Genomic DNA, 23,163 nt, shown 5'->3' on the forward strand with positions numbered 1-23,163 from the left:
TTCTTGAGGCACACCTATGTTGAAAGAGCTGCCCGCTTCGGTGACCGATGCGGCTCCCCGTCCAGACGAAATTTCTCACACCCTGCGCCAAGACATTATTAGTGGCGTTATCCCTGCGGGTTCCTTTCTAAAAACACAGGATTTAGCGCAACGTTATGGGGTGAGCATTAACCCTATTCGTGAGGCATTACATCGTCTTAGTGGAGAGGGATTCGTTATTTTGGCACGTAACCGTAGCGCGCGGGTCCGTGTTCTTGACGAAGCATTTATCCGCAATATCTTTGATATACGTGCCCTGATCGAGCCTTACCTGATACGCCTATTTGTGGGTCATGCGCGGCAAGAGGATATTAATCGGATGTACGACATTCAGAAACAAATAGAGGCAATCGAGATCGGTGACCAGATTACCTTGAGCCGACTGGATAAGGCGTTTCATGATATCTCCTACTCCAACCACTTCAATACCGAAGCCCTTGCTATTCGCGAACGACATGCTCAAGTTGTAAGCGGTCTTGGCTTGCGCTACCCATCGAGCCCTGCACGCCGAAACGCTCAAAATACAGAACACAGGCGTATCATTGACGCCGTTGCGGCCGCCGATACAGAGAGTGCCGCTAGCGTGGTCGAAGAGCACGCTCGTGGAGCAGAGCGTCATTTAATCGAGCAATTTCGCCGCAATAATACGTTCAGTTAACGAGCAGTCCGTCAGGCTGTAAATGAGTCGTAACGTTTACAGCTGCATAAATTTAGCTCGCCGCTCTTACCCCCTGTACGTTTCTCTTGACCTTTCGCATAACTCACGCTGCTACCTTTCCTGGCTTGCCCAAACGCAGCAGGGCCACCCGAAGGCGGCCCTGCTGGTCGTTCACTTTAGATACGTTTACGTATCGTCGGTGTCCTCGACATCGTCGTGGTGCGGTGTCTTGTGGTCCGCTTCGCTGGTGTGCTGGCTGGGCACCGCGGATTCGGAGGCCGGCGTTTGCACCGCGCTCTTCTCCTTGGCGGTCGAGTCCAGAATGCGCAGGTTCGCGGGCGGCGCCTTGCCGTCGCGGTCCTCGCCGAAGTAGAGCGTGGTATGCGGGAACGGGATCTCGATACCGGCTTCGTCGAAGCGCATCTTGACCAGGCGGTTGTAGGCACGGCCGACGCCCCACTGGTCGCCCGGGGTGGTCTTGATCACCACGCGAATATTCACCGAGCTGTCGGCAAGCGCCGTCACGCCGGCCACGGTCATATCCGCCAGCAGCTTGAAGCCATGCTCTTCGCTGGCTTTAAGATCTTCAAATGCGAGCTGCAGCTGTTCAATGGCGTAATCGATGCTTTCACGGTAGGCAATACCGTACTCGCCGACGTGGTTACCGTACTCGCGCATGTAGTTCGATACGGTATCCACGCTCGAGAACGGTACGACGTGGTAGGTGCCGGAGAGATCGCGAATCGCCACCGAGCGAATGCTCAGCCGTTCGGCGGTACCGGTGACACCGCCCACGGTGACCACGTCGCCGGTGTTCATGGCGTTTTCGATCTGAATGAATACGCCGGTGATCACATCCTGCACCAGCTTCTGGGCGCCAAAACCGATGGCCAGACCCAGCACACCGGCACCGGCAATCAGCGGGCCGATATTGATGCCGATTTCCGACAGCACGATCATGCCGGTGATTGTCACCATGGCCACCGCCAGGGCATTACGGAAAAGACTGAGTAGCGTTCTGGCCCGGGGCGAGGGTTCGCCGCCGCCGGTTTCCGGGTTGAGCTTGTGCTCGATCAGGCTGGCAAGGCCGAGCCACACCCCCAGCGCCACGATCAAAATTACCGCGATGCTGATCAAACGACCCACGATCAGCGCGCCGCGCTCGGAGGCGTACCAGCCGGCCAGGTTGAAGGCGCCCCAGGCATCCAGCACCACCATGACCACGGCCACGAGGATGATCGTGCGTAGCACGCGAAGCGCATTGGGCACGTAGCTATTGAGGCGGTGCTCCAGCATCGGAAGCTTGCGGCGCAGATCCTCGGAAAGCTGGATACGCCGGCCGATGGACTGGGTCAAGAAGCCGGAGAGCAGAATCCCCACCACGACCGCCACCAGGGTTTTGAGCGTGGCGAACAGCACGAAGGGCAGCGCGTCGCCCGGGCGCACCAGGGTCAGCACGAATACGATGAGGAAATAGAGCAGCGCGAACAGGTGCCAGGTGCGGGCGAACAGGTTCAGCGAAATACGGCTGGCCGTCATCGTGGTGCGGCTGCCCATGCCGTGCAGGTTATCCCGCAGGCGCACGCGGTTTTTAAGCACCACGGTTACGGCGTAGATAAACGCCAGCACCATGATCAGCGTGCCGACCGCTTGGCCAAGCGTGGGCGTGATATAGAAGTTGATCAGCGGCACCACGACCATCAGGCCGTAGCCGACCATCCCCACCAGCCGGGCGATCCAACTGTTCCAGTAGGACGCTTCCGGCGCGGAAATCGGCAGCAGGCGCAGGCCTTCGTAGCGCGACGAGAAGAGCATACGAAACGCCGCCTTGATCAGCTCGATGATCAAAAAGGCGTTGAGAAAGAGCGACGCGCGCGTGGAAAGCTCGCCGGTTTCACCGACTGCAAACGTCGCGACCAAATTACCCACGACGTAGGAGGCGCCAATCAGCAGCGCATCGACCACGGCGGCAATCGCCACACAGGCCACCAGGCGCAGTATCGAGGAGGCTCCTTCACCGATTTGCGACCAGCCGCTAAGCCGTGTGAATACCGATTTCGCCAACCGCCGAAACACCATGAAGACGACGAAGGTGGCCGCAATCACGATTCCCAGATTGATCGCCGCGCTAATGAAAGCGGCGGTATCGAAACTACCGCCGCCGCCCTGGCCACTAAACAGACCACCGACGATGCCGACCGCCTGCTCGAGCTGCGTGCCGACATCCCCCACGACCCGGCTGGTCAGCTCGGCGAGCTGGCGGGGCAGCGAAACGTCCTCGGGGGCCACGTTGCCACCGGCAGCGGCGGCCTCCGGGGAGAGCTCCTGGTCGAGCTCACCGGGAAGCGTAGAGGCTTCGCTTCGCAACCGCTCGATGAGCTGCTGGCGGGACTGGTCGTTTTCAAGAAGGTTGGCGAGCGCCTCGTAGGAGGGTGGTGCTTGGGCGCTTGCGTCGGCGGTTTCGCCGTCGGCGCCTGGCGTGGTCTGGGCCAGCGCCGGGCTCATGATGGCAAAAAGCGCAAGCAGCCAAACGCCCAGCCAAGGTAGTAAACGTGATGGCGTCACACCGGAGTCTCCCTTTGGGTGATGTAGTCGATTTAATCTAACGGCAAAACCGTATTATGCAAATCATAGCGTTAAGTCGCGCCGCGTCCTGTGGCCCGCATCGCAGAGCCGCAGGGTAACATGCACGCCCTTGGCCGGGTTATTCGCCCGGGGATTAAAAACAGTAAGGCGCCAACCACTGGCCGGCGAGCGCGAGTATGAGCGCGTAGCGCGCGCCCTTGGCCAGCAGAATAAGTGCTATCGCGCGCCACCACGCAAGGCGTAGAAGCCCGGCCACGACGGTGAGTGGGTCGCCGATAACCGGCACCCAGCTAAAAAGCAGGCTGTAGGCACCAAAACGCTGATACCAGCGGCTGGCGCGCTCAAGTTGCGCCGGGGAGGCGGGAAACCATCGCCGATGCTGGAAGTGGCGGGCGTAGCGCCCTAGCGCCACGTTGATAAGACTGCCCAGGGTATTGCCAAGCGTCGCCACCAGCCAAAGCGCTGCCCACTCCTGCCCTTGGCACCACTGGCGGGCAAGCCAGACCTCGGAGCCACCGGGTAGCAGTGTGGCACTTAAAAGCGCAATCCAGAAAAGGCTTAACACGGCGGGTCAGGGTAGCCGGCCGCCAAGCTTAGCGGTGATATTGTGGGCCGCCTCGCGCACGAGCGCCCCCAGCGTCAAAAGGCGCTCTTCGGGAATACGCGTCATGGGGCCGGACACCGAGATCGCCGCGACCGGCATGCGCCGCTCGTCGAAAATGCACGCCGCCACGCAGTGAAGGCCAACGGCGTGCTCCTGGCGGTCGCAGGCGAAGCCCTGAGCGCGAATGGCGCGCACCTCCGCCTCCAGTGCTTCGGGGTCGAAAAAGGTATTGGGGGTCACCCGCGCGAGCGCCTCGTCTTTTAAAAGCTCGCTGCGCTCGTCATCGCTCATGCCGGCCAACAGCGCCTTGCCCACACCGGAGGCGTGAAGCGGCGCGCGGGAGCCAAGGCGGGTGATCATGCGCATCATCTGGGGGGATTCATGCTGGGCGAGAAACACGGCCGTGGCGCCATCGCGAATACCCAGGTTGGCGGTTTCGCCGGTTTCGAAGGTGAGCCTTCTGAGAAACGGGCGGCTGGTGGCGACCACGTCGCGGGCCTCCAAAAAGCTGTTACCGATGCGAAAGGTTTTGACATCGATGCGCCAAAGTCCCTGTTCGCTCTCCTGGGTCACGAACCCCTGGCTTTGCAGCGCTTGAAGGAGCCGATGGGCAGTCGAGGGGGCGAGCTCGGCCTGTTCGGCAAGCTCTGAAAGGGCCAGCCCCAACGGGCTTGCCGCCAGATGTTCGAGCAGCGTTAGGCCACGTACCAGCGACTGGCTGTGCCCGCCGCTTGCTTTCGCGGTGCCTGCCGGGCGTCCCACTGACCTGCGCTTGGCGTCACTCACCGTGCTCTCTCCTTACTCACTTGCGGCGCAAAGCGAGCAGGATAACGCGAGCCGTGGGCCGGTGTCGCGTTTACGGAAATAAATCCCATTCTGGCGGGCAGGGGTACGACAGCGCCGAGCGGCGCTGTCGATGAGGGCAGCGCTAGCGCTTAGGCCCTTTTACGCTGGTCATGGCCCAGCGGATGGGGTTCGCCGCGGGCCTTGGCCAGCTCGATCTGGCGCTGGCGCTCCCGGGCCGCCGCGCGGGTCTTCTCGGGCAGCGAGTCGATGCAGTGCGGGCAGCTAATACCCGGCTCATAGGCCGAGCTTTGCATGTCTTCTTCGGAAATCGGCCGGCGGCAGGCGTGGCACTGCTCGAAGGCGCCTTCGCTAAGATCATGACGCACGGTAACGCGGTTATCGAACACGAAGCACTCGCCGTGCCACAGCGACTTCTCTTCGGGCACCTTTTCCAGATAGTTCAGCACGCCGCCCTTGAGGTGGTACACCTCCTCGAAGCCTTCCTTCAACATGAAGCTCGAGGCCTTTTCGCAGCGGATACCGCCGGTGCAAAACATGGCGACTTTCTTGTGCCTGGCCGGGTCATAGTGCTCGCGCACGTAGTCGGGAAACTGCCGGAAGGTAGTGGTTTTCGGATCGATGGCGCCGTCGAAACTGCCGATCTCCACTTCGTAGTCGTTGCGCGTATCGATGACCAGTACTTCCGGGTCAGAAATCACGTCGTTCCACTCTTCGGGCTCGACGTAGGTGCCCACGGTGTCGTTGGGGTCGATACCGTCGACGCCCAGGGTGACGATCTCTTTTTTAAGTTTTACCTTGGTGCGGTAGAACGGCATCTCGTCACAGAAGGACTCTTTATGGTCGATATCGGCCAGGCGTGGGTCGGCGGTGAGCCAGCCAAGCAGCGCATCGACCCCTTCCCGCGGGCCCGCCACGGTGCCATTGATGCCCTCTTTGGCGATCAGCAGCGTGCCTTTTACGCCGTTATCGGCCATGGTCTTTCTGAGCGGCTCGCGCAGGGCTTCGAAATCGTTCAGGGTGACGAATTTATAAAGCGCGGCCACCACGATAGGCGCCGCCGGGGTAGATTGGGTCATCGAACTCTCCAGGTAGTCGCCCTCGTAAAGGGCGGACCGGGTTAAAAACGCGCCCATTCTAGCGCAAACCGCCGGGCGCTTGAACGCCGGCACGTTGACGCAGGTCAATCCCGGCCCAAAAAGCGTCATTCGTCGATTTTATCGACGTTAAGGGCTTAAAAGCTTCACCTCCGAGTGCGTTCTCCCGGCGTATAGTGAACGTTTGCCCGTTCACCCAGGAATTCTCATGAAGATTCGCCGCTCCCTGGAGCGCGGCTACGCCGACCACGACTGGCTGCGCTCGTACCACACCTTCTCTTTTGCCAACTACATGGACCCGGCGCATATGGGCTTTCGCGCCCTGCGGGTCATCAATGAAGACCGGGTCAAACCAGGCTACGGTTTTGGCACCCACCCCCACCGGGACATGGAGATCATCTCCTACGTGCTCGAAGGCGAAATGGCCCACGAGGACAGCATGGGCAACGGCGAAGTCATGCGCCCGGGCGATGTGCAGCGCATGTCCGCCGGCACCGGCGTGCGCCACAGCGAGTACAACCACTCTAAAACCCAGGGGCTTCACTTTCTCCAAATCTGGATCGAGCCGCTAAGCCGCGGCATCGCGCCGAGTTACGAGCAAAAAGCGTTCTCCACGGCCTCCCGCCAGGGGCAGTGGCGCCTGCTCGTCTCTCAAAACGGAGACGATGACTCGGTGAGTATCCACCAGAGCGTCAACCTCTACGGCGGCCTGTTCGACGGCGACGTCGGCGCAGTGCCGCCCCGGCGCCACGCCTGGCTTCACGTGGTGAAAGGCGAGCTGACGGTCAACGATACCCGCCTTGAAGCCGGGGACGCCGCCGCCCTCACCCCGGACGAGCCGCTTGAACTGGGTGACGCCGTCAACGCCGAGGTACTGCTGTTCGATTTGGCCTAAGCACAACGCCAAACGGCCTCCCGAAGGAGGCCGTTATAGCTGCCGTGCCGAGCCGCCCGTAGCGAGGGTCTTTCGCCAGGGAGGGCGAAAGTAGCGCCCAGGGAAGGGTTCACAGCGCCCTCGCGTTGGGCGGGTCGGCACGGCCCTCGGGACAAGGCCGCTTAGCTATTGTGCGCCGAGTAGAGCACGCGGATTTTCAGCGTATGCTCGACCTGCTTGAGCGCCTCGAGCGCCTGCGGGCCGTAGGCCTTGTCCACGTCGATCACCACGTAGCCGACCTTTTCGTTGGTCTGCAGGTACTGGCCCGAGATGTTGATGCCGTTTTCCGAGAGCACCCGGTTGATCTGCGAAAGCACGCCGGGCACGTTGTCGTGAATGTGCAGCAGGCGGTGCTTGTCCGGATGCGCAGGCAGCGCGACTTCCGGGAAGTTGACCGAGGTGATGGTCGTGCCGTTATCGGAGTAGGTGGTGAGCTTCTCGGCCACTTCGACGCCGATATTCTCCTGGGCTTCCAGCGTCGAGCCACCGATGTGCGGGGTAAGAATCACGTTCTCGAGGCCGCGTAGCGGGCTTTCGAACTCTTCGCTGTTGCCCTTGGGCTCCACCGGGAAAACGTCCACCGCCGCGCCGTTGAGATGACCCGACGTGATCGCCTCGGCCAGCGGCTCGATCTCCACTACGCTCCCGCGGGATGCGTTGATGAAAACCGCCCCGGGCTTCATCCGCGCGATCTCTTTTTTAGTGATCATCCAGCGGGTCGAAGGAAGGTCCGGCACGTGCAGGCTCACCACGTCCGAGCGGGTCAACAGCTCGTCGAGGCTGCCGACCTGGCTTGCGTTGCCCATGCCAAGCTTGGTGATCACGTCGTAGTAGATCACCTTGAAGCCCAGCGCCTCGGCCAGTACTGAAAGCTGCGCACCGATGCTGCCGTAGCCAACGATTCCGAGGGTCTTGCCGCGCGCTTCGTGGGAGTTCTTCGCCGATTTCAGCCAGCCGCCCTGGTGGGCACGGGCGTTTTTCTCCGGGATACCGCGTAGCAGCATGATGGCTTGCGCCAGCACCAGCTCGGCCACCGAGCGCGTGTTGGAGTACGGCGCGTTGAACACCGCCACGCCGCGCTTGAGCGCAGCGTTCAGATCCACCTGGTTGGTACCGATACAGAAACAGCCAACGGCGACGAGCTTCTCGGCGGCGGCGAACACGCGCTCGTTGAGCTGCGTGCGGGAGCGAATACCGATGAAGTGGACATCGCGGATTTTCTCGATCAACGCCTCTTCGTCCAGGGACGTGGGCAGGTGCTCGATATTTTCATATCCGGCGTTGCGAAAATTGTCCACCGCGCTCTGGTGGACGCCCTCGAGTAGCAGGATTTTGATCTTGCTCTTGTCCAGGGACGTTTTGGCCATGGCTGAATCAACCCCTATGCTCGGCGAAGCCGCCGTTTATCGGTTCATGAAAGGCCATCATGGTAGCACGACAAGGCCCCTTCCCGGCGGCCCGAGCGGATGAAAAGTGTGCGCTTTCAAAATGAACGGGGCGCACGTTGAAACCTCGGCGTAGCCTTGGGCAGGCGCCACCCCTTGGCCTGGGTGTATACTGTGCCCTTCATAGTAGGCACACTCGAAGCCCAGGCAAAGGGCGTCAATAAGTAGGCATGGGTCAATGAGCGATAGCACTCCCCCCACACAGGATTTCGCCGCCACGGTTTCCCAACTGGAAACCCTGGTGGAGCGGCTTGAATCAGGCGAGCTCTCCCTGGAGGAGGCGCTGACCGCCTTTGAAGAGGGCGTAACGCTGACTCGCGATGCCCAGAAGCGCCTCGACAGCGCCGAGCTCAAAGTGCGCGCGTTAAGCGAAGACGGTGATGGCAAGTTGAGCATGACGCCCTTCGATGGCCCGGCCAGCGCGCCAGGTGATGCCCCCACTGAGGACGACGCCGAGGACACGCCCCCATGGTAAGCGAAAGCCCCCTGCGCCTAAGCGCGCACCGCGAAACCAGCAGCGCCCGGGTCGATGCCACGCTAAACGCGCTGTTCGACCAGAGCACGGCCGTCGACGCACGTCTGGAGGCGGCGATGCGCCACGGGCTGCTGGTGGGCGGCAAGCGCCTGCGCCCGCTGCTGGTGTATCTGGCGGGTCGTGCACTGAGCGCCGAAGAGCAGGCGCTGGACGCCCCGGCGGCGGCCATCGAGTTGATTCACGCCTACTCGCTGATCCACGACGACCTGCCTGCCATGGACGACGACGACCTGCGCCGCGGCCAACCCACGGTGCACAAGGCGTTCGACGAAGCCACCGCCATTTTGGCTGGCGACGCCCTGCAGGCGCTGGCCTTTGAAGTGCTGGCACGCACTCATCATCCGCGTTTGGGGTCCATGGTGACGACCTTGGCCACGGCCTCCGGGCGCCAGGGCATGGTCGCCGGTCAGGCGCTGGATCTGGCCGCCGTGGGCGGGCTGCCCGATGTCGCCTCGCTTGCCCACATGCACGCCCATAAAACCGGCGCGCTGATCGAAGCCGCCGTACGCCTGGGCGGGCTTGTCGCCGTCGAGGAAACCGACCCACGGCTTGCAGCACTGGCTCGCTACGCCCGCGCCATCGGGCTCGCTTTTCAAATCCACGACGACGTACTGGACGTGACCGGCGATACGGCTACGCTTGGCAAGATATCCGGCGCCGACGCCCTGCGGGCCAAGCCTACCTACTCGAGCCTTTTGGGCCTTGAAGGCGCCAAGCGCAAGGCCCGCGAGCTCATCACAGAGGCCACCGCCGCCCTTGCGCCGCTAGGTGAAAGAGGCGCACCCTTGGCCGAGCTTGCCGACTACATGATCGAGCGCGACCATTAACGATGCCTGTACAAAAAACGACCGTGACACCATGCCCATGAAGCTGTTCGACGAGATTTCCCGCGAGCGCCCGGCCACGCCGCTGCTCGACTCCTTTGACCACCCCGCGGCCCTGCGGGCCATGAACGACCGTCAGCTGGCCGAACTGGCCGACGAGCTGCGCGCGTACCTTTTATATAGCGTGGGGGTCTCCGGCGGGCACTTCGGCGCAGGGCTTGGCGTGGTCGAGCTAAGCGTGGCGCTGCACCACGTTTACAACACCCCAAGCGACCGGCTGGTATGGGATGTCGGCCACCAGGCCTACCCGCACAAGATTTTGACCGGACGGCGCGAGGCCATGACCGGCATTCGCCAGCACGGCGGCCTGGCCGCTTTCCCCCGCCGCGCGGAGTCCGAATTCGATACCTTCGGCGTGGGCCACTCCAGCACCTCGATTTCCGCCGCGCTCGGCATGGCACTGGCCGCCCGCGCCCAAAACGATGAGCGCCAGGTCTGCGCGATCATCGGCGACGGTGCCTTGACCGCCGGTATGGCGTTCGAAGCGCTGATCCACGCCGGCCACATGAACGCCAATATGCTCGTGGTGCTCAACGACAACGAAATGTCGATTTCGGAAAACGTCGGGGGCCTGGCCACTTATCTAGCGCGCATGCTCGCCAGCAAGCCGTATTTGAAGATGCGCGAAGAGGGCAAGAAAGTGCTTTCGCACCTGCCGGGAGCGCTCAAGCTTGCCAAGCGCACCGAAGAGCACATGAAGGGCTTCGTAAGCTCCGCTACGCTGTTCGAGGAGCTCGGCTTCAACTACGTGGGCCCCATCGACGGCCACGACCTGGAAGCGCTGACCGACACCCTGAGCGCGCTTCGCGACCAACCAGGCCCCCAGTTTCTGCATATCAAAACCGTCAAGGGCAAGGGCTTTCTGCCTGCCGAAGCGGACCAGATCGGCTACCACGCGATCACCAAGCTTGAAAAGCCCAACAAGGCGGCAGCGCAGGCCCAAAAGAGCGCCGCCCCCGCCGCGCCGAAGCAGAAATACTGCAACGTATTCGGCAACTGGCTTTGCGATATGGCCGCCGCCGACCAACGCCTGATGGGGATTACCCCGGCCATGCGCGAAGGCTCGGATCTGATCCGTTTTTCGAAAGAGTACCCGGCGCGCTACTTCGACGTGGCGATCGCCGAGCAGCACGCGGTGACCCTGGCCGCCGGCATGGCCTGTGAGGCAATGAAGCCGGTGGTGGCGATCTACTCGACCTTTTTGCAGCGCGGTTATGATCAGCTGATTCACGACGTGGCGGTACAGGGGCTCGATGTCACCTTCGCCATCGACCGCGCCGGGCTGGTGGGCGAAGACGGCCCGACCCACCACGGCAGCATGGATATCTCGTTTTTGCGCTGCGTGCCCAACATGGTGCTGCTGGCTCCGGCGGACGAAGCGGAGTGCCGCGCCATGCTGAGCGCCGCCTACTATCACGAAGGCCCCGCCGCGGTGCGCTACCCGCGCGGCACAGGCCCGGGCGTAGCCACCCCGGAAGACCTGGCGCCGATGATCATCGGTAAGGCGGAGCTTCGGGCGCGGGCCAAAGAAGGCGCCCCCAAAGTCGCCCTGCTCGCCTTTGGCAGCATGAACGGCCCGGCACAGGAAGTTGCCGAGACCCTGGGCGCCACGCATATCAACATGCGCTCGATCAAACCGCTGGATCATCAAATGGTGCTGGAGGCCGCCGCCGAGCATGACCTGCTGGTGACACTTGAAGAAAACGTGGTGGCCGGCGGCGCGGGTAGCGCCGTGCTGGAGCTGCTGCACGCCGAAAATATCCAGGCGAACGTATTGACGCTGGGTCTACCGGATAGCTTCGTCGAGCACGGCACCCCGGACGAGCTTCTGCGCGACTGCGGGCTGGATGCACCGGGTATTCAGGCGGCGATCGAAAAACGCCTGGCTTTGCTGGCAAAATAAACGCCCCACCCACGCTAAAGAGCCGGCGTTAAAGACGAGGCGAGGCGTTCAGGCGTACTCGTAGCGCCGGCCCCGGCCCGGCGGCGGGCTCGATCACCACCCAGCCCTCGGTTTCGAGCTCGGCGCAGGCGCGGCGAATCAGGGCGTGCTCGATCTCGAGGCGCCGCGCCAGTTGGGCGGTGGAAAGCGCGGCCTCCCCGGCCACTCGATCCAGCGCCACCAACACCAGCGCGCTTAACGTGTCGAGCTTTGGATGGGCGCGCTGGAGCGCTTTTAACGCGCTGTTTAGATCCTGGTCATCAGGCAATGCGGGCGCTGGGCTCCAGGCGGATGGCGATGGATTTATACGCCGGGGTGTGACTGCCGTCGCCCTTGTGGGAGAGCGGCACCAGCGGGTTGGTCTCCGGGTAGTACGCCGCCGCACACCCTTTGGGCGTATCATACGCCACGACCTTGAAGCCCTCGACGCGGCGGGTTACGCCATCGTCGGACTCGCCCACCAGGTCGACCCACTGCCCCGCTTCAACGCCCAGACGCGCAATATCGGATGCGTTCAAAAACACCACCTGGCGGCCGTTCTCGATGCCGCGGTAGCGGTCGTTGTAGCCGTACACCGTGGTGTTGTACTGATCGTGGGAGCGCATGGTTTGCAGCGTCAGCCAGCCGTCGCGTTCGGCCATTTGCTGGTGGATGACGCGCTCGGGGAGCGCTTCGCTCGAGAACACGGCCTTGCCGCTTTCGGTGGGAAAGGTGAGCTCGGCGGTGGGGTTGCCCAGCCAAAATCCGCGCGGCACGCGCACCCGCTCGTTGAAGTTATCGAAACCGGGAATCACCGCTTCCACGTGATCGCGAATCACGTCGTAATCCTCGCGCATCGCCGCCCAGTCCACCTTCTCGCTGCCCAGCAGGTGCTCGCCAAGCTGGGTCAAAAGCGCGATTTCCGACGGCAGGTCCTGGCTTGCCGGGCGGTTGATGCCGGCGGAGCCGTGCACCATGCTCATCGAGTCCTCGACGGTGATCAGCTGGGTCTTGCCGCCGGTCTTGTCGATTTCGCTGCGCCCCAGGCACGGCAGAATCAGCGCTTTCTCGCCGGTAATCAGGTGGCTGCGGTTGAGCTTGGTGCTGATGAAGGCGGTCAGACGACACTGGCCCATCGCCGCCTCGGCCACCCCACTGTCCGAAATCGCCCGGGTGAAGTTACCCGCCAGACCGATGAATATCTTGCCGGGCGCGTCACGCATCGCCTCCACGGCGGCGACGGAGTCCACGCCGTGCTCCCTGGGCATCGGCGTTTTGTAGCGCGCCTCCAGGGCGTCCAGCAGCTCGTCAGTGGGCTTTTCGAAAATGCCCATGGTGCGGTCGCCCTGCACGTTGGAGTGGCCGCGCACCGGCGAGGTACCGGTGCCGGGTCGGCCCATATTGCCGCGCAGCATCAATACATTGACGATTTCGCGCACGGTGGGCACCGAGTGCACGTGCTGAGTAATGCCCATCGCCCAACAGATAATGGTCGCGTTAGAGCGGGCGTAGAGCTCGGCGGCCTGGCCCATTTCGTCGCGGCTCAAACCGGACTGCGCCTCCAGCGCTGCCCAGTCGGTCGCATCCACTTGCGCCTTGTAGGCCTCGAACGCCTCGGTGTGCTGGGCGATAAAGGCCTCATCCAGCACCGACTCGCCGCTTTCCTCGCGCTCGAACAGCGCCTTGGCAATACCGCGCAGCGTGGCCATATCGCCGCCAAGCTTCGGGCAGAAGTAGTGCGAGCTGATCCGGTGGCTGCCGCCCCGCAGCATCTCCAGCGGCTTTTGCGGGTCGGCGAATTTCTCGAGACCCCGTTCGCGCAGCGGGTTGAAGCTTGCGATAGTCGCGCCGCGCTCGGCGGCCTCGCGCAGGGTACCGAGCATGCGCGGGTGGTTGGTGCCCGGGTTTTGGCCAAACACGAAAATCGCCTCGGCGTGCTCGAAGTCTTCCAGCCGCACGCTGCCCTTACCGGTGCCCAGCGCCTCCCCCAGCGCCACACCGCTGGCTTCGTGGCACATGTTGGAGCAGTCCGGCAGGTTGTTGGTCCCGTAAAGCCTGGCCAGCAGTTGGAACACGTAGGCCGACTCGTTACAGGCCTTGCCCGAGGTATAGAAAATGGCGTCGTCCGGCGTGGGCAGCGCCTTGAGCTCGGCGGCGATCAGCTCGAGGGCGGCGCCCCACTCGATGGGCTCATAGTGGTCGGTCTGGGCATTATATGCCATGGGCTCGACCAGCCGGCCCTGATCCTCCAGGCGGTAGTCATCCCAGGTCTTGAGCTCGGTGACGCTGTGTTTGGCAAAAAAATCGCGCTTCACCTTCTTGGCGGTTGCCTCCCAGGTCACCGCTTTCACGCCGTTTTCGCAAAACTCGAAGGAGGAGCCGTGTTCCGGGTCGCCCCAGGCGCAGCCAGGGCAATCGAAGCCATCGGGCTGGTTGATTTTGAAAAGCGAGCGGGCGTTGGTCGCCGGTGAACGGCTGTGCAGCAAGTGCTTGCCCACCGCCTTGAGCGCCCCCCAGCCGCCGGCGGGGCTATGGTACTCGCCCACGTCAGGGTCGTGTTTGGCCGCTTTTTTGGTGTCCGCGGTTTCAAAAGTGGGCGAGGCCATCATGTATCTCCAAATGTCGTCTTGGCAGGCGCCACGCCCCTAAGCGCGGCGGGCGCCTTTATAGGCGTAACGTTCGAGTAAAAGCCGGGCGGGGTCAAGCGCCCCGGCCGGGTCTGACCATTTAGAAAGGACTAAAACTCGGACGCTTTTGGGCTGTCCGAGTTCTGGCCATCGTGGATATAAAGAACGTAACGTTAACGCGGCGGGGTGGGGAGCGCGTCTTTCATGTCGTTGGGCACGTCAAAACCGCGCGCCGCTCCCCGGGCGCTAATCAAGCCGCCGGGGAAGCCGCTTCGGCGGCGAAAGTCCGGCGTGACGCCGCCCTGGTAGGCATGGCGCTGAGAAAGCGCTTTGGCGCACCACAGATCGACAGCGGTCAGTACCCCTACCGCGGTCAGTGCCAGGTAAATATTCTGGCGCCTGGGATTATGGCGGTCCTGCAGGGCATAGGAGAGCGCGGCCAGGTCCAATACATCGCCGCCGACACGGCTCCATACCGCTTGGGTAGGGTTGGCCGATAACGCCCCGACGCCGCTTGCGATCTCGCGAACGCCGCCGGCGCGCACCCGTCCACTGACACCTTTCATGCCCAGCGCGCCGCTGAGCTTTTTCGGCGCCAGCAGCTTATAAAGCCCGATGCCCAGGCTTAGCCAACCAAGGCCCCGCGCCACCCGGTCGGCCCCGCTCATCGAACGGGTCATACGCCTGGGCGTACGGTTTGGATAGTTTGCCATCGAAACCTCCCTTGGCTCGTTTACGGCTTGAGAATGACCTTGATGCACCCATCCTGCTTTTCGCGAAAGGTGTTGTACATTTCAGGCCCCTGGTCGAGCCCAACGGAGTGGGTAATCACGAAAGAAGGATCGATCTGGCCTTCGTCGATCCGGCGCAGAAGATCCTCGCTCCAGCGGTTCACGTGGGTCTGGCCGGAGCGTACGGTCAACCCCTTGTTCATGAGCGCGCCGATGGGAAACTTGTCGATCAGACCACCGTAAACGCCGGGAATCGACAGCACCCCGGCCGGCCGGCAGACGTAGATCATCTCGCGCAGCACGTGGGAACGGTCGGATTCCAGCATGACCGCCTGCTTGACCCGATCATAGGCCGAGTCCAGTGACCGGGTGGCGTGGGCCTCGAGCCCGACGGCGTCGATACATTTTTCCGGGCCCTTACCGCTGGTCAGCGTTTGAAGCCTCTCCAGCACACTTTCCTGGTCGAAATTGATCGTTATCGCCCCGCCCGCCTGGGCCATGGCAAGGCGCTCCGGAACGTTATCGATCACCACCACCTGCTTGGCGCCGAGCAGCACGGCGCTGCGCACGCAGAACTGACCCACCGGCCCCGCCCCCCAGATCGCCACCGTATCGGTGGGCTGGATATCGCACTGGACGGCGGCCTGCCAGCCGGTGGGAAAGATATCGCCCAGAAAGAGCACCTGCTCGTCGGTGAGTGAGCTTGGCACCTTGATATGGGTGCTATCGGCAAAGGGCACGCGCACGTATTCGGCCTGGCCGCCGGCGTAGCCGCCGGTCAAGTGGGAGTAGCCGAAAAGCCCGGCGCCGGCATGGCCAAAGGCTTTGTCCGCCAGGCCCTTATTGCGGTTGGAGCGCTCACAGGCCGAGAAATTGCCGCGCTGACACTGAGGACACTCGCCGCAGGTGATGATGAACGGCACGACGATACGATCGCCCACTTTGAGTTTCTTATTATCGTGCCCCACTTCCATGACCTCGCCCATGAACTCATGGCCGAGCACGTCGCCATTTTCCATAGCGGGGATAAAGTGGTTATAGAGGTGCAGGTCAGAGCCACAGATCGCGCAGCTACTGACGTTGATGATGGCATCGCGAGGATGCTCTATTTCCGGATCGGGAACCGTGTCATAACGGACATCGTTCTTGCCGTGCCAACATAGTGCTTTCATGGTGGCTCTCCTGAAGGGTTAGCCATGGCCGATGCCATGCCAGCTATCACTATAGTGCACCTCCTAAAATAAACGTTTAACAAAGGATAAAAGCGAAGGTAGCGTCGAACCAATGGCCCCGCTTTTAGCCCTCGTACCGGTGAGCATGCGTTTAAACAAACGTCGCCGGCTACAGGCACTTAAAACGAATCCCTCTATAATGACGCTACTGTCCAATATAGCGGCGCTGAAAGTGATAAATTCGTTCACCGCCTCTTTTCCATCGACCGCTTGAGAGTACTATGACGTTTTTGCTTATTTCGACGCTGCTGTTTGGTTTGCTGGGCTTGGCCATTTTTGGCCCCATTGGCCTGCTGGTCGGCGGCGGGGTTGGCTTTTGGATCGCCCAGCGCGCGATACGCCGGCTGATCACCGCCCGCCGCCAGATCGAACAGGGCTATCTGGAGTCGGTCTTCGCCGTGATGGGGTGTCTTTGCCAGGCCGATGGCCGCGTTAGCGACAACGAGCGCGACATCGCCGAGCGTCTTTTCAGTCAGATGCAGCTAAGCGATGCGCTGCGCGCCCAGATGCGCACCGCCTTCGAGCGTGGCCAGGCAGACAGCTTCGACCTGGACGCAGAACTTGCCCGGGTGGGCCGCTTGACGCAGCGCCAGCCGGTGATGCGCCAGATGTTCGTGCAGGTGCAGCTCAGCGCCATCGCCGCCGATGGCGAGATTCAAGAAAGCGAACACGCCATGATGATGCGCGTGGCCCAGGGCATTGGCTGTAGCGAAACCGAAGTACGCCAGATCGAGGCGATGATGCAGCGCGCCTCCGCCAACGCCGCGGGTACCAGCGAAACCTCCCTCGAAGACGCCTACCGGGTACTGGGGGTTAGTGAAGAGGCCAGCGACGCCGAGGTCAAAAAAGCCTACCGGCGCCTGATGAGCCAAAATCACCCGGACAAGCTGGCCGGCAAAGGCTTACCTGAAAGCATGCGCGACATGGCCCAGCAGCGTACCAGCGAAATCAGCAACGCTTACGAGCGGATCAGCCGCGCCCGGGAGTGAGCGCCAGCCCCTGATCAGGCCTTTTCGCCCAGCGCGGCGATATGCGACGGCAAGCGCTCGTGGCTTCCGTACATGAAGTGGTTCTCCATGCGCTCGGCAAACTGCGCGGCGGCAGGCTCGCGGCCAACGGCCATGGCCACTTCGCGGATGTGCATGGGCGCGGCCCCGCAGCAGACGCCCAGATAGTTGACGCCGCTATCGAAGGCCTTGCGAGCAAAGGCGCCCAGCTCGTAGCGGTTGCAGAACAAGGGGTCCAGCGCGGTGGGGAAAGGGCGCCCGTGAGGCGAGGGGCAACTGCACCCCTGGGTGTCGGAAAGATTGAAAAAGGTGGGCTCCTGGGCCGTGGTGCGAAAGGTCACCGGCAGTGCCGCGACGTGACAAGACACCGCCTCGCGAATCTGCTGGATCCAGTCCAGCATGGTATCCGGCCCCCTAAAGCAGTTCAGGCCGACCACGCTGGCGCCGTTTTGCTCGAGCGCCACGCAGGTCTCCACGATACCGGGGCCGTCGATCATTTTATTTTCGGCCATCGGCGCCAGGGTGATGACCGCCGGCAGCCCCTTGGCCTTGATCGCCTCCAGCGCTGCCTGGGCTTCACCGGCGTAGTAGAACGTTTCGCCGATGATGAAATCCGCGCCCTCCTCGACGGCCCACTGCACCATTTCATCGAACATGGCGCGCACGCTCTGCTGGGACGCCGGATCCTGAGGGTCCCATACGTTGCTGTTGGAAATGTTACCGGCCATCAGGTTGCCGGGCTGTTCATCGGCCACCTTGCGGGCGATTTTGAGCGCGGCCCGGTTCAAGGGCTCCAGCAGCTCCTCCTTGCCGATCACGCGCATTTTTTCGCGGTGCCCGTTGTAGGTGAACGCCTGCACGATGTCCGAACCCGCGTGTTGAAAATCGCGGTGCAATGCTTCCAACGCGTCCGGGCGCAGCAGCGCCACTTCCGGGACGAACTCCCCCGCCGAGAGGTAACCGCGGCGCTCGAGCTCGAAAAGAAAGCCCTCGGCGCAGATAAGCGGGCCGTCATCGAGCCGGCGGGTGATCAGGTCTTGTACCATGGGGGAGTGCCTCCGAAATGAGCTTTATCGTCAATGAAGGCTCAGTTTGGCAGGCCTGGTCGGCGTAAAACCAATGAAAAATCCGCCCCATGAAAATGAGCCGAATTCATTATTGGATATATCAACGAGAAAATTATAAATATTAACGCTCGGGACTGGCTTACCGCCCACAAGGCGCACGCTCTGCCACCCGGCCAAGGCCCGCGCCACCCAGAAAGCCAGGCACTTAGCCTGGCCGGCGTACCAGTGTCAGCCAGTAGTCTTCCAATGAGCGAATCGAGGCGACGAACTGCTCGATATCCATGGGTTTGACGATGAATCCGGCTGCCCCCAAATCATAAGAAGCGAAGATATCCGCTTCGGCTTCCGAGGTGGTCAACACCACCACCGGAATCTGGCGCAGCGTTTCCAGAGACTTCACGCGTTTCAAAAACGCCTTGCCGTCCATGCGCGGCATGTTGAGATCCAGAAGGATCAGATCCGGCCTCGGCGCTGACGCGTATTTACCTTCACGGTGCAAAAACGCTAATGCCTCGACGCCGTCGCCGACATCGTGCACATCCACCAGCATATGGCCCTCCTTGAAGGCCATTCTGGCAAGATGCACGTCGGCGGGCTCGTCTTCCACCAATAGCACAACGAAATGTCCATCCATTACGGTTTCTCCCTGACCAGTGGCAAATCGAAGACGAAGCACGCCCCACCCGCCATGCCGTCCTCCACCGTTATACGCCCATTCACCTTGCGCAGCATCTTGACGACTTTGGCAAGCCCTACGCCGGTACCGGGGTATTCCTCGCTGTTAGGCACCAGCCGTGCAAACATCTCGAAGACCTGCTGGCGGTATTCCGGCGCGATGCCCTGGCCGTTATCCGCCACCCGGTACTGGACGCGCCCTTTTTTCACGCTGGCGCTAATCACGATGTCCAGCGGCCGTTCTGGATGGCGGTATTGCCAGCTGTTGTGCAACAGCACGTTGAACAACTGGGCAAGCTGCTTGTGGTTGAACCAGACCTCATAAAGCTCACCTTCGATGCGCAAGCTGCCCGCCTCGCGCAGGGCTGAAACCGCGGGTTCGAACTGATAGAGCTCGTTGACCAGCTGCTCGACATCGACGCGCTCCGGGGGCGCGGCGACCGTCCCCACGCCCAGGTAGCATTGAACATCGCCGACCAGGTCCCTCAGGCGCTGGGCCTGGTCCGCGATAAAGTGAACCGCCAGCGCCCCGTTCGAGTCGCTCGGCGTTTGGGACGAGCGCTGCAACTGATGGGCGAAACTCACCAGCCGTCGACTCGGCTCCTGGAAATGGTGCGCCATGGCCTGGCTCAAGCGCTCCAATTCCTGGTTACGAAACGAAAGCTCGTCGATCAGCCGGACGTTTTCGCGCTGGGCGCTACGCAGGCGCCATAGGGCCAGCGCCAACAACACGATGACGAGCGCCTGGGCAAGGGCGCTGCCTATCCAAAACCAGCGGGCGCGCTCGCGGGCGCGGCTCAGCTCGGCTATTTGCAGGTCCACCTGCTGCTCGACCGTTTCGATATAGCGCCGTTTACTCGCCCCATCCATAGCGCTCATATCGTAAATCGACGATAGCATGACGTCTTCGTCTGCCTGGCGATAAGACTGGGAATACACCCCGACGATGCGGGTGCTGCCATCGGCCAGCCGGTGTCGAAAGATGAGGTGGTTACGCGCCTGGCGGCTGGCGCGCTCGATTTCCTGGCGCACCTGGTCGGGGGTAAAGGTATTGATCTGATCGACGTTCATCGCTTCAAGATCCGCGTAGCCGTAGAAGGCGGCGGCCGCCGCGTTGGCGCGCAGGATATCGCCATCGTCTACCGCCACCATCCACATCGGCACTGGGCTGTGCGAAAAGTACTCATCGAAGCTCAGGTCGGCCCACCCCGACGAAGGCAGCAGCATCAACATCCACAAAAGCGTACGCACCGTGATATGCGCTTGATGTTTCATGGCGTTCTCAGTACGTCACAGGGTAGCGTGACATGGAAACAGCTGCCCTGGTCCAAACCGGCGGAGGAAACCCGGATTTGCCCGTGGTGGTGCTCGACGATCTTGCGACATATCGCAAGCCCCACGCCAGTGCCTTCGAACCGCTCGCGGCTATGCAGGCGCTGAAACACCTTGAACAGGCGCGGTATCTGGTCCGGCTCGATGCCGATACCGTTGTCGGCCACCGTGATATGCAAGGTATCTTCACGCGGGCAGCGCTCAATGGCGACCGTCACCTCGACCGGCTTATCGAAGGCGTGATATTTGAGCGCGTTGCCCACCAGGTTTTGGAAAAGCCGGGTTAGCCCATCGCGGCTTGCATTCACCTCGGGCCACTCGCCTTGTACCGCCACCGTGGCGCTGGCGTCCGCGATCGCCGGGGCGAGAAAGTGAAGCGCCTCATCGAGAGACTCGCGCAGGGGAAAGACGCTCAACGACGGGATTTGCCGCCCCACCCGGGAGTACTCCAGCAGGGAAAGCAGCATCGCGTCCATACGCTTGGCGCCATCGCTCATGTAATGCAGCATGGTGCTTGCGTCGTCGTCCAGCCGCTCGCCCAGGTGGCGCTCTAGAAGCTGGGCGTAGCTGGTCACCATACGCAGCGGCTGGCGTAGATCGTGGGAGGCCGCGTAGGCAAAGTGTTCCAGCTCGCGATTGGATTTCTCCAGGGATTCGCGGTAATCGTCGCGCTCTTGCTGAAGCAGGTAGGAGGCGGTGACGTCGCGCAGGTAGCCGTGCCAAATCGTGCTGCCATCGGCAAGGCGCTCGGGCTTTGAGTCCCCTTCTATCCACAGAAGCCCCGCTTCCGGGTGATTCACTCTAAACGTCAGATTCCAGACGCTCTGCGCTTTGGCCGAGGCGTCGATACTATCGGCCATCTTGTCGAGATCCTCCGGGTGAATCACGGCAAAAACACGGCCCACGTCTTCGTTGATCTCCTCCGGTGTCAGGCCGTAGATGTCCTTGATGCCGATACTCGCGTAGGGAACGTGTACCGTGCCATCGGCCTTTTTCCAGTACTGGAAAATAGCGCCGGGTAGCCGCGCGCTCAGTTTGGTGAGGCGATCGGTTATTACCTGGGCCCGGGCCTCGGCCTCTTTACGCTGGGTAATATCGATGTGCGTACCGGCCATCCATCGCGCATTGCCCGCCTCGTCCTGGTCGACCACCCGGCCGCGGGCGTACACCCAGATATCGTGACCGTCGCGGTGGCACATGCGAAATTCGATGTTGTAGCTTTCGGTCTCGCCCTCGAGATGCGCGCGTAACGCCTGATGGGCGCGGGCCAGCTCCTGCGGATGACAAAATCGCTCCCAGGTCGCTACCGTGGTGGGCGTTAGCTCATCGAGTGTATAGCCGACCATCTCTGCCCAGCGCTCGTTCAAGCGTGTTTCACCGGTTTGAATGTTCCACTCCCAGGTACCTGCCGAGGTACCCCAAAGGATATGGCTCAGCGCTTTCTGCTGGCTTTTCAACCGGACTAAACGTTGGCGGCTGCGCCAATAGATCAGCCCCTGCAGCGCGATGGAGACCACCAAAGCGACGGCCAAAAAAACGACCCAGGGCCAGCCGTTTTGACCGAAGATGGCCGCAAATTGAAGGGGTTCGCTACTCATGATGGACACACACCTGGTTACGCCCGGCCTTTTTCGCCTCGTAAAGGGCGCTGTCGGCCCGCGCCAGGGCGCCGTCCGGAAGCGAGTCGCTGCCCTGCATGCGCGCGACGCCAATGCTGGTGGTGACCTTGAGCGGTGAATTCACGCACTCAAGCGGTACCTGCATCGCCTCGACCGAGGCGCGCAGCTTTTCGGCGGCTATCTCGGCGCCGGCCAGGTCGGTGTCGGACAGTACCACCACGAACTCTTCGCCGCCCAAACGTGCAAACACATCCGTTTGGCGCAGCTGACGTGTCACGGTCGCGGAAAACTGCTTCAATACCGCATCGCCGGCGCCGTGGCCGTAGGTATCGTTAACGCTTTTAAAACGGTCCAGATCCAGCATGACCACGCAGACGGCGTAGCCATCATTGCGTTTCAAGCGCGCCAGCTCGCGCCTTGCCAGGTCCATGAAGCTTCGCCTATTGAGCAGCCCCGTCAGCTCATCGTACATGGCAAGCTGGGTTAGCTGCGCCTCCATGGCCTTGCGTTCGCTGATGTTCTGTTGGACGCCGACCATCCTGAGTGGCCGCCCGTCGGCGCTGCGGCTGACCAAATGCCCCGACTCGAACACCCAGACCCAGTGGCCATCCCGGTGGCGCATACGAAACTCGCACTGGTAATTGGGCTCCTCCCCTTGGGTATGACGCGCGATGGTGGCCTCGACCCGATCGCCGTCTTCCGGGTGGATCTGGGCAAACCACTCTTCCACACTTTTCGGAAGGTCGGCGTGCTCTCGCTGATAGCCAAGCGTTGCCAGCCAGCGATCGCTGTAGATAAAGGCGTTCTCCTGCAGAAGCCACTCCCACACGCCAAGCTTGGCGCCCTCGATCGCCGCGGCCATGCGCTCTTCCGAAATCACCAAACGCTGTTCGAGCTTCGCCCGGCTGATGGCGTAGCGAATGGCGCGGTGAAGGGAGTCGGCGTCGATCTTGCCTTTGATCAGGTAGTCCTGGGCGCCGGCTTCGAGTACTTCGAGAGAAAAGTCCGCGTCATCGAACCCGGTCAGCACCACGATGGGCACGCCGCTGGCGATCTGCTTGCAGGCCAAAACGGTCTGGATACCGCTGGCGTCTGAAAGGCTGAGATCGAGCAGGATGACATCCGGAAAGGAGGCGGCTTGCGTCAAAAAATCGGTGAGCCGAGCAAGGCTCTCGACCCAGGTGAGCGTGCTATCGCCATGATCATACTTGAAGGTGTATTGGATCAGCGCCGCGTCGCCCGGGTCGTCTTCGACCAGCACTATCGATAACGGCTTTCCCACCTGTTTCGATGACTGTTTCATTGTTTGCCTTCTGCCAGTTCATTTGGCAAGACTGCTCAGAAGGCGGACAAGAGTCAAGCGTCG

20 protein-coding genes are annotated in these 23,163 nt (G+C 62.0%); 6 read left to right on the forward strand and 14 right to left on the reverse strand.

Annotated features, from left to right (window positions below; genetic code table 11):
* The first annotated feature begins 16 nt into the window (after positions 1–16).
* A complete protein-coding gene (locus tag ACWHVV_RS17240) occupies positions 17–697 on the forward strand; it encodes a GntR family transcriptional regulator (RefSeq protein ID WP_447927305.1) in 681 nt (226 codons plus the stop codon).
* Between the two features lie 186 nt (positions 698–883).
* Here ACWHVV_RS17240 and ybiO read toward each other — a convergent pair whose 3' ends face one another.
* The 4 genes from ybiO to trhO all read right to left on the reverse strand — a co-directional run bounded on the left by ybiO (position 884) and on the right by trhO (position 5,770).
* Complete coding sequence (gene ybiO, locus ACWHVV_RS17245) at positions 884–3,262, reverse strand: mechanosensitive channel protein (RefSeq protein WP_447927306.1); 2,379 nt, start codon at positions 3,260–3,262, stop codon at positions 884–886.
* Positions 3,263–3,416: 154 nt separating this feature from the next.
* Positions 3,417–3,848, reverse strand: a complete 432-nt coding sequence (locus ACWHVV_RS17250) for a YqaA family protein (protein WP_447927307.1) — start codon at positions 3,846–3,848, stop codon at positions 3,417–3,419.
* 6 nt (positions 3,849–3,854) lie between these two features.
* Positions 3,855–4,673, reverse strand: a complete 819-nt coding sequence (locus ACWHVV_RS17255) for an IclR family transcriptional regulator (protein WP_447927308.1) — start codon at positions 4,671–4,673, stop codon at positions 3,855–3,857.
* 149 nt (positions 4,674–4,822) lie between these two features.
* Entirely contained in the window at positions 4,823–5,770 is a 948-nt protein-coding gene (gene trhO / locus ACWHVV_RS17260) for an oxygen-dependent tRNA uridine(34) hydroxylase TrhO (protein ID WP_447929181.1), read from the reverse strand.
* A gap of 226 nt (positions 5,771–5,996) precedes the next feature.
* On the opposite strand from trhO, the gene ACWHVV_RS17265 reads away from it, so the two are divergent.
* Complete coding sequence (locus tag ACWHVV_RS17265) at positions 5,997–6,683, forward strand: pirin family protein (protein ID WP_447927309.1); 687 nt, start codon at positions 5,997–5,999, stop codon at positions 6,681–6,683.
* A gap of 161 nt (positions 6,684–6,844) precedes the next feature.
* On the opposite strand, the gene serA is transcribed toward ACWHVV_RS17265, so the two are convergent.
* Complete coding sequence (gene serA / locus ACWHVV_RS17270) at positions 6,845–8,089, reverse strand: phosphoglycerate dehydrogenase (RefSeq protein ID WP_447927310.1); 1,245 nt, start codon at positions 8,087–8,089, stop codon at positions 6,845–6,847.
* 256 nt (positions 8,090–8,345) lie between these two features.
* Here serA and ACWHVV_RS17275 point away from each other — a divergent pair, with 256 nt between their 5' ends.
* The 3 genes from ACWHVV_RS17275 to dxs are packed head-to-tail and all read left to right on the forward strand — an operon-like array spanning position 8,346 to position 11,489.
* Positions 8,346–8,642, forward strand: coding sequence for an exodeoxyribonuclease VII small subunit (locus ACWHVV_RS17275; RefSeq protein WP_447927311.1), 297 nt, complete (start codon positions 8,346–8,348; stop codon positions 8,640–8,642).
* Positions 8,636–9,529 (forward strand): farnesyl diphosphate synthase, encoded by an 894-nt coding sequence (locus tag ACWHVV_RS17280; protein WP_447927312.1) that lies wholly within the window; start codon positions 8,636–8,638, stop codon positions 9,527–9,529. Before ACWHVV_RS17275 ends, ACWHVV_RS17280 begins: the two co-directional genes overlap by 7 nt.
* A gap of 31 nt (positions 9,530–9,560) precedes the next feature.
* On the forward strand, positions 9,561–11,489 hold the full coding sequence (gene dxs, locus ACWHVV_RS17285; RefSeq protein ID WP_447927313.1) for a 1-deoxy-D-xylulose-5-phosphate synthase: 1,929 nt from the start codon (positions 9,561–9,563) through the stop codon (positions 11,487–11,489).
* A 28-nt stretch (positions 11,490–11,517) separates the two neighbouring features.
* On the opposite strand, the gene ACWHVV_RS17290 is transcribed toward dxs, so the two are convergent.
* The 4 genes from ACWHVV_RS17290 to ACWHVV_RS17305 all read right to left on the reverse strand — a co-directional run bounded on the left by ACWHVV_RS17290 (position 11,518) and on the right by ACWHVV_RS17305 (position 16,037).
* Positions 11,518–11,796 (reverse strand): MarR family transcriptional regulator, encoded by a 279-nt coding sequence (locus tag ACWHVV_RS17290; protein WP_447927314.1) that lies wholly within the window; start codon positions 11,794–11,796, stop codon positions 11,518–11,520.
* Entirely contained in the window at positions 11,789–14,116 is a 2,328-nt protein-coding gene (locus ACWHVV_RS17295) for an FdhF/YdeP family oxidoreductase (RefSeq protein WP_447927315.1), read from the reverse strand. Before ACWHVV_RS17295 ends, ACWHVV_RS17290 begins: the two co-directional genes overlap by 8 nt.
* Positions 14,117–14,307: 191 nt before the next feature.
* A complete protein-coding gene (locus tag ACWHVV_RS17300; protein WP_447927316.1) occupies positions 14,308–14,847 on the reverse strand; it encodes a hypothetical protein in 540 nt (179 codons plus the stop codon).
* A gap of 20 nt (positions 14,848–14,867) precedes the next feature.
* Positions 14,868–16,037 (reverse strand): zinc-dependent alcohol dehydrogenase, encoded by a 1,170-nt coding sequence (locus ACWHVV_RS17305; protein ID WP_447927317.1) that lies wholly within the window; start codon positions 16,035–16,037, stop codon positions 14,868–14,870.
* A gap of 281 nt (positions 16,038–16,318) precedes the next feature.
* Here ACWHVV_RS17305 and djlA point away from each other — a divergent pair, with 281 nt between their 5' ends.
* Positions 16,319–17,086 carry a co-chaperone DjlA gene (djlA, locus tag ACWHVV_RS17310; protein WP_447927318.1) on the forward strand — a complete coding sequence of 256 codons (768 nt, stop codon included), beginning with the start codon at positions 16,319–16,321 and terminating at the stop codon, positions 17,084–17,086.
* A gap of 14 nt (positions 17,087–17,100) precedes the next feature.
* On the opposite strand, the gene ACWHVV_RS17315 is transcribed toward djlA, so the two are convergent.
* The 5 genes from ACWHVV_RS17315 to ACWHVV_RS17335 all read right to left on the reverse strand — a co-directional run bounded on the left by ACWHVV_RS17315 (position 17,101) and on the right by ACWHVV_RS17335 (position 23,100).
* Positions 17,101–18,150, reverse strand: coding sequence for a homocysteine S-methyltransferase family protein (locus tag ACWHVV_RS17315; protein ID WP_447927319.1), 1,050 nt, complete (start codon positions 18,148–18,150; stop codon positions 17,101–17,103).
* A 226-nt stretch (positions 18,151–18,376) separates the two neighbouring features.
* The gene (locus ACWHVV_RS17320; RefSeq protein ID WP_447927320.1) at positions 18,377–18,805 is read right to left on the reverse strand and encodes a response regulator; all 429 of its coding nucleotides are present in this window, start codon (positions 18,803–18,805) and stop codon (positions 18,377–18,379) included.
* The gene (locus ACWHVV_RS17325) at positions 18,805–20,121 is read right to left on the reverse strand and encodes a sensor histidine kinase (RefSeq protein WP_447927321.1); all 1,317 of its coding nucleotides are present in this window, start codon (positions 20,119–20,121) and stop codon (positions 18,805–18,807) included. The genes ACWHVV_RS17320 and ACWHVV_RS17325 overlap by 1 nt, the downstream gene beginning before the upstream one ends.
* Entirely contained in the window at positions 20,118–21,776 is a 1,659-nt protein-coding gene (locus tag ACWHVV_RS17330) for a sensor histidine kinase (RefSeq protein WP_447927322.1), read from the reverse strand. Before ACWHVV_RS17330 ends, ACWHVV_RS17325 begins: the two co-directional genes overlap by 4 nt.
* A complete protein-coding gene (locus ACWHVV_RS17335; protein WP_447927323.1) occupies positions 21,769–23,100 on the reverse strand; it encodes a diguanylate cyclase in 1,332 nt (443 codons plus the stop codon). The genes ACWHVV_RS17330 and ACWHVV_RS17335 overlap by 8 nt, the downstream gene beginning before the upstream one ends.
* Positions 23,101–23,163 lie beyond the last annotated feature (63 nt).

This window comes from Vreelandella sp. EE27 (assembly GCF_968206495.1).

Excerpts from the sequence above, each read along its gene's own strand:
- ACWHVV_RS17240 (WP_447927305.1), top strand. The coding sequence starts at position 17 with ATGTTGAAAGAGCTGCCCGCTTCGGTGACCGATGCGGCTCCCCGTCCA.
- trhO (WP_447929181.1), bottom strand. The coding sequence starts at position 5,770 with ATGACCCAATCTACCCCGGCGGCGCCTATCGTGGTGGCCGCGCTTTAT.
- ACWHVV_RS17265 (WP_447927309.1), top strand. The coding sequence starts at position 5,997 with ATGAAGATTCGCCGCTCCCTGGAGCGCGGCTACGCCGACCACGACTGG.
- serA (WP_447927310.1), bottom strand. The coding sequence starts at position 8,089 with ATGGCCAAAACGTCCCTGGACAAGAGCAAGATCAAAATCCTGCTACTC.
- ACWHVV_RS17275 (WP_447927311.1), top strand. The coding sequence starts at position 8,346 with ATGAGCGATAGCACTCCCCCCACACAGGATTTCGCCGCCACGGTTTCC.
- ACWHVV_RS17280 (WP_447927312.1), top strand. The coding sequence starts at position 8,636 with ATGGTAAGCGAAAGCCCCCTGCGCCTAAGCGCGCACCGCGAAACCAGC.
- dxs (WP_447927313.1), top strand. The coding sequence starts at position 9,561 with ATGCCCATGAAGCTGTTCGACGAGATTTCCCGCGAGCGCCCGGCCACG.
- ACWHVV_RS17295 (WP_447927315.1), bottom strand. The coding sequence starts at position 14,116 with ATGATGGCCTCGCCCACTTTTGAAACCGCGGACACCAAAAAAGCGGCC.
- ACWHVV_RS17300 (WP_447927316.1), bottom strand. The coding sequence starts at position 14,847 with ATGGCAAACTATCCAAACCGTACGCCCAGGCGTATGACCCGTTCGATG.
- ACWHVV_RS17305 (WP_447927317.1), bottom strand. The coding sequence starts at position 16,037 with ATGAAAGCACTATGTTGGCACGGCAAGAACGATGTCCGTTATGACACG.
- djlA (WP_447927318.1), top strand. The coding sequence starts at position 16,319 with ATGACGTTTTTGCTTATTTCGACGCTGCTGTTTGGTTTGCTGGGCTTG.
- ACWHVV_RS17315 (WP_447927319.1), bottom strand. The coding sequence starts at position 18,150 with ATGGTACAAGACCTGATCACCCGCCGGCTCGATGACGGCCCGCTTATC.
- ACWHVV_RS17320 (WP_447927320.1), bottom strand. The coding sequence starts at position 18,805 with ATGGATGGACATTTCGTTGTGCTATTGGTGGAAGACGAGCCCGCCGAC.
- ACWHVV_RS17325 (WP_447927321.1), bottom strand. The coding sequence starts at position 20,121 with ATGAAACATCAAGCGCATATCACGGTGCGTACGCTTTTGTGGATGTTG.
- ACWHVV_RS17330 (WP_447927322.1), bottom strand. The coding sequence starts at position 21,776 with ATGAGTAGCGAACCCCTTCAATTTGCGGCCATCTTCGGTCAAAACGGC.
- ACWHVV_RS17335 (WP_447927323.1), bottom strand. The coding sequence starts at position 23,100 with ATGAAACAGTCATCGAAACAGGTGGGAAAGCCGTTATCGATAGTGCTG.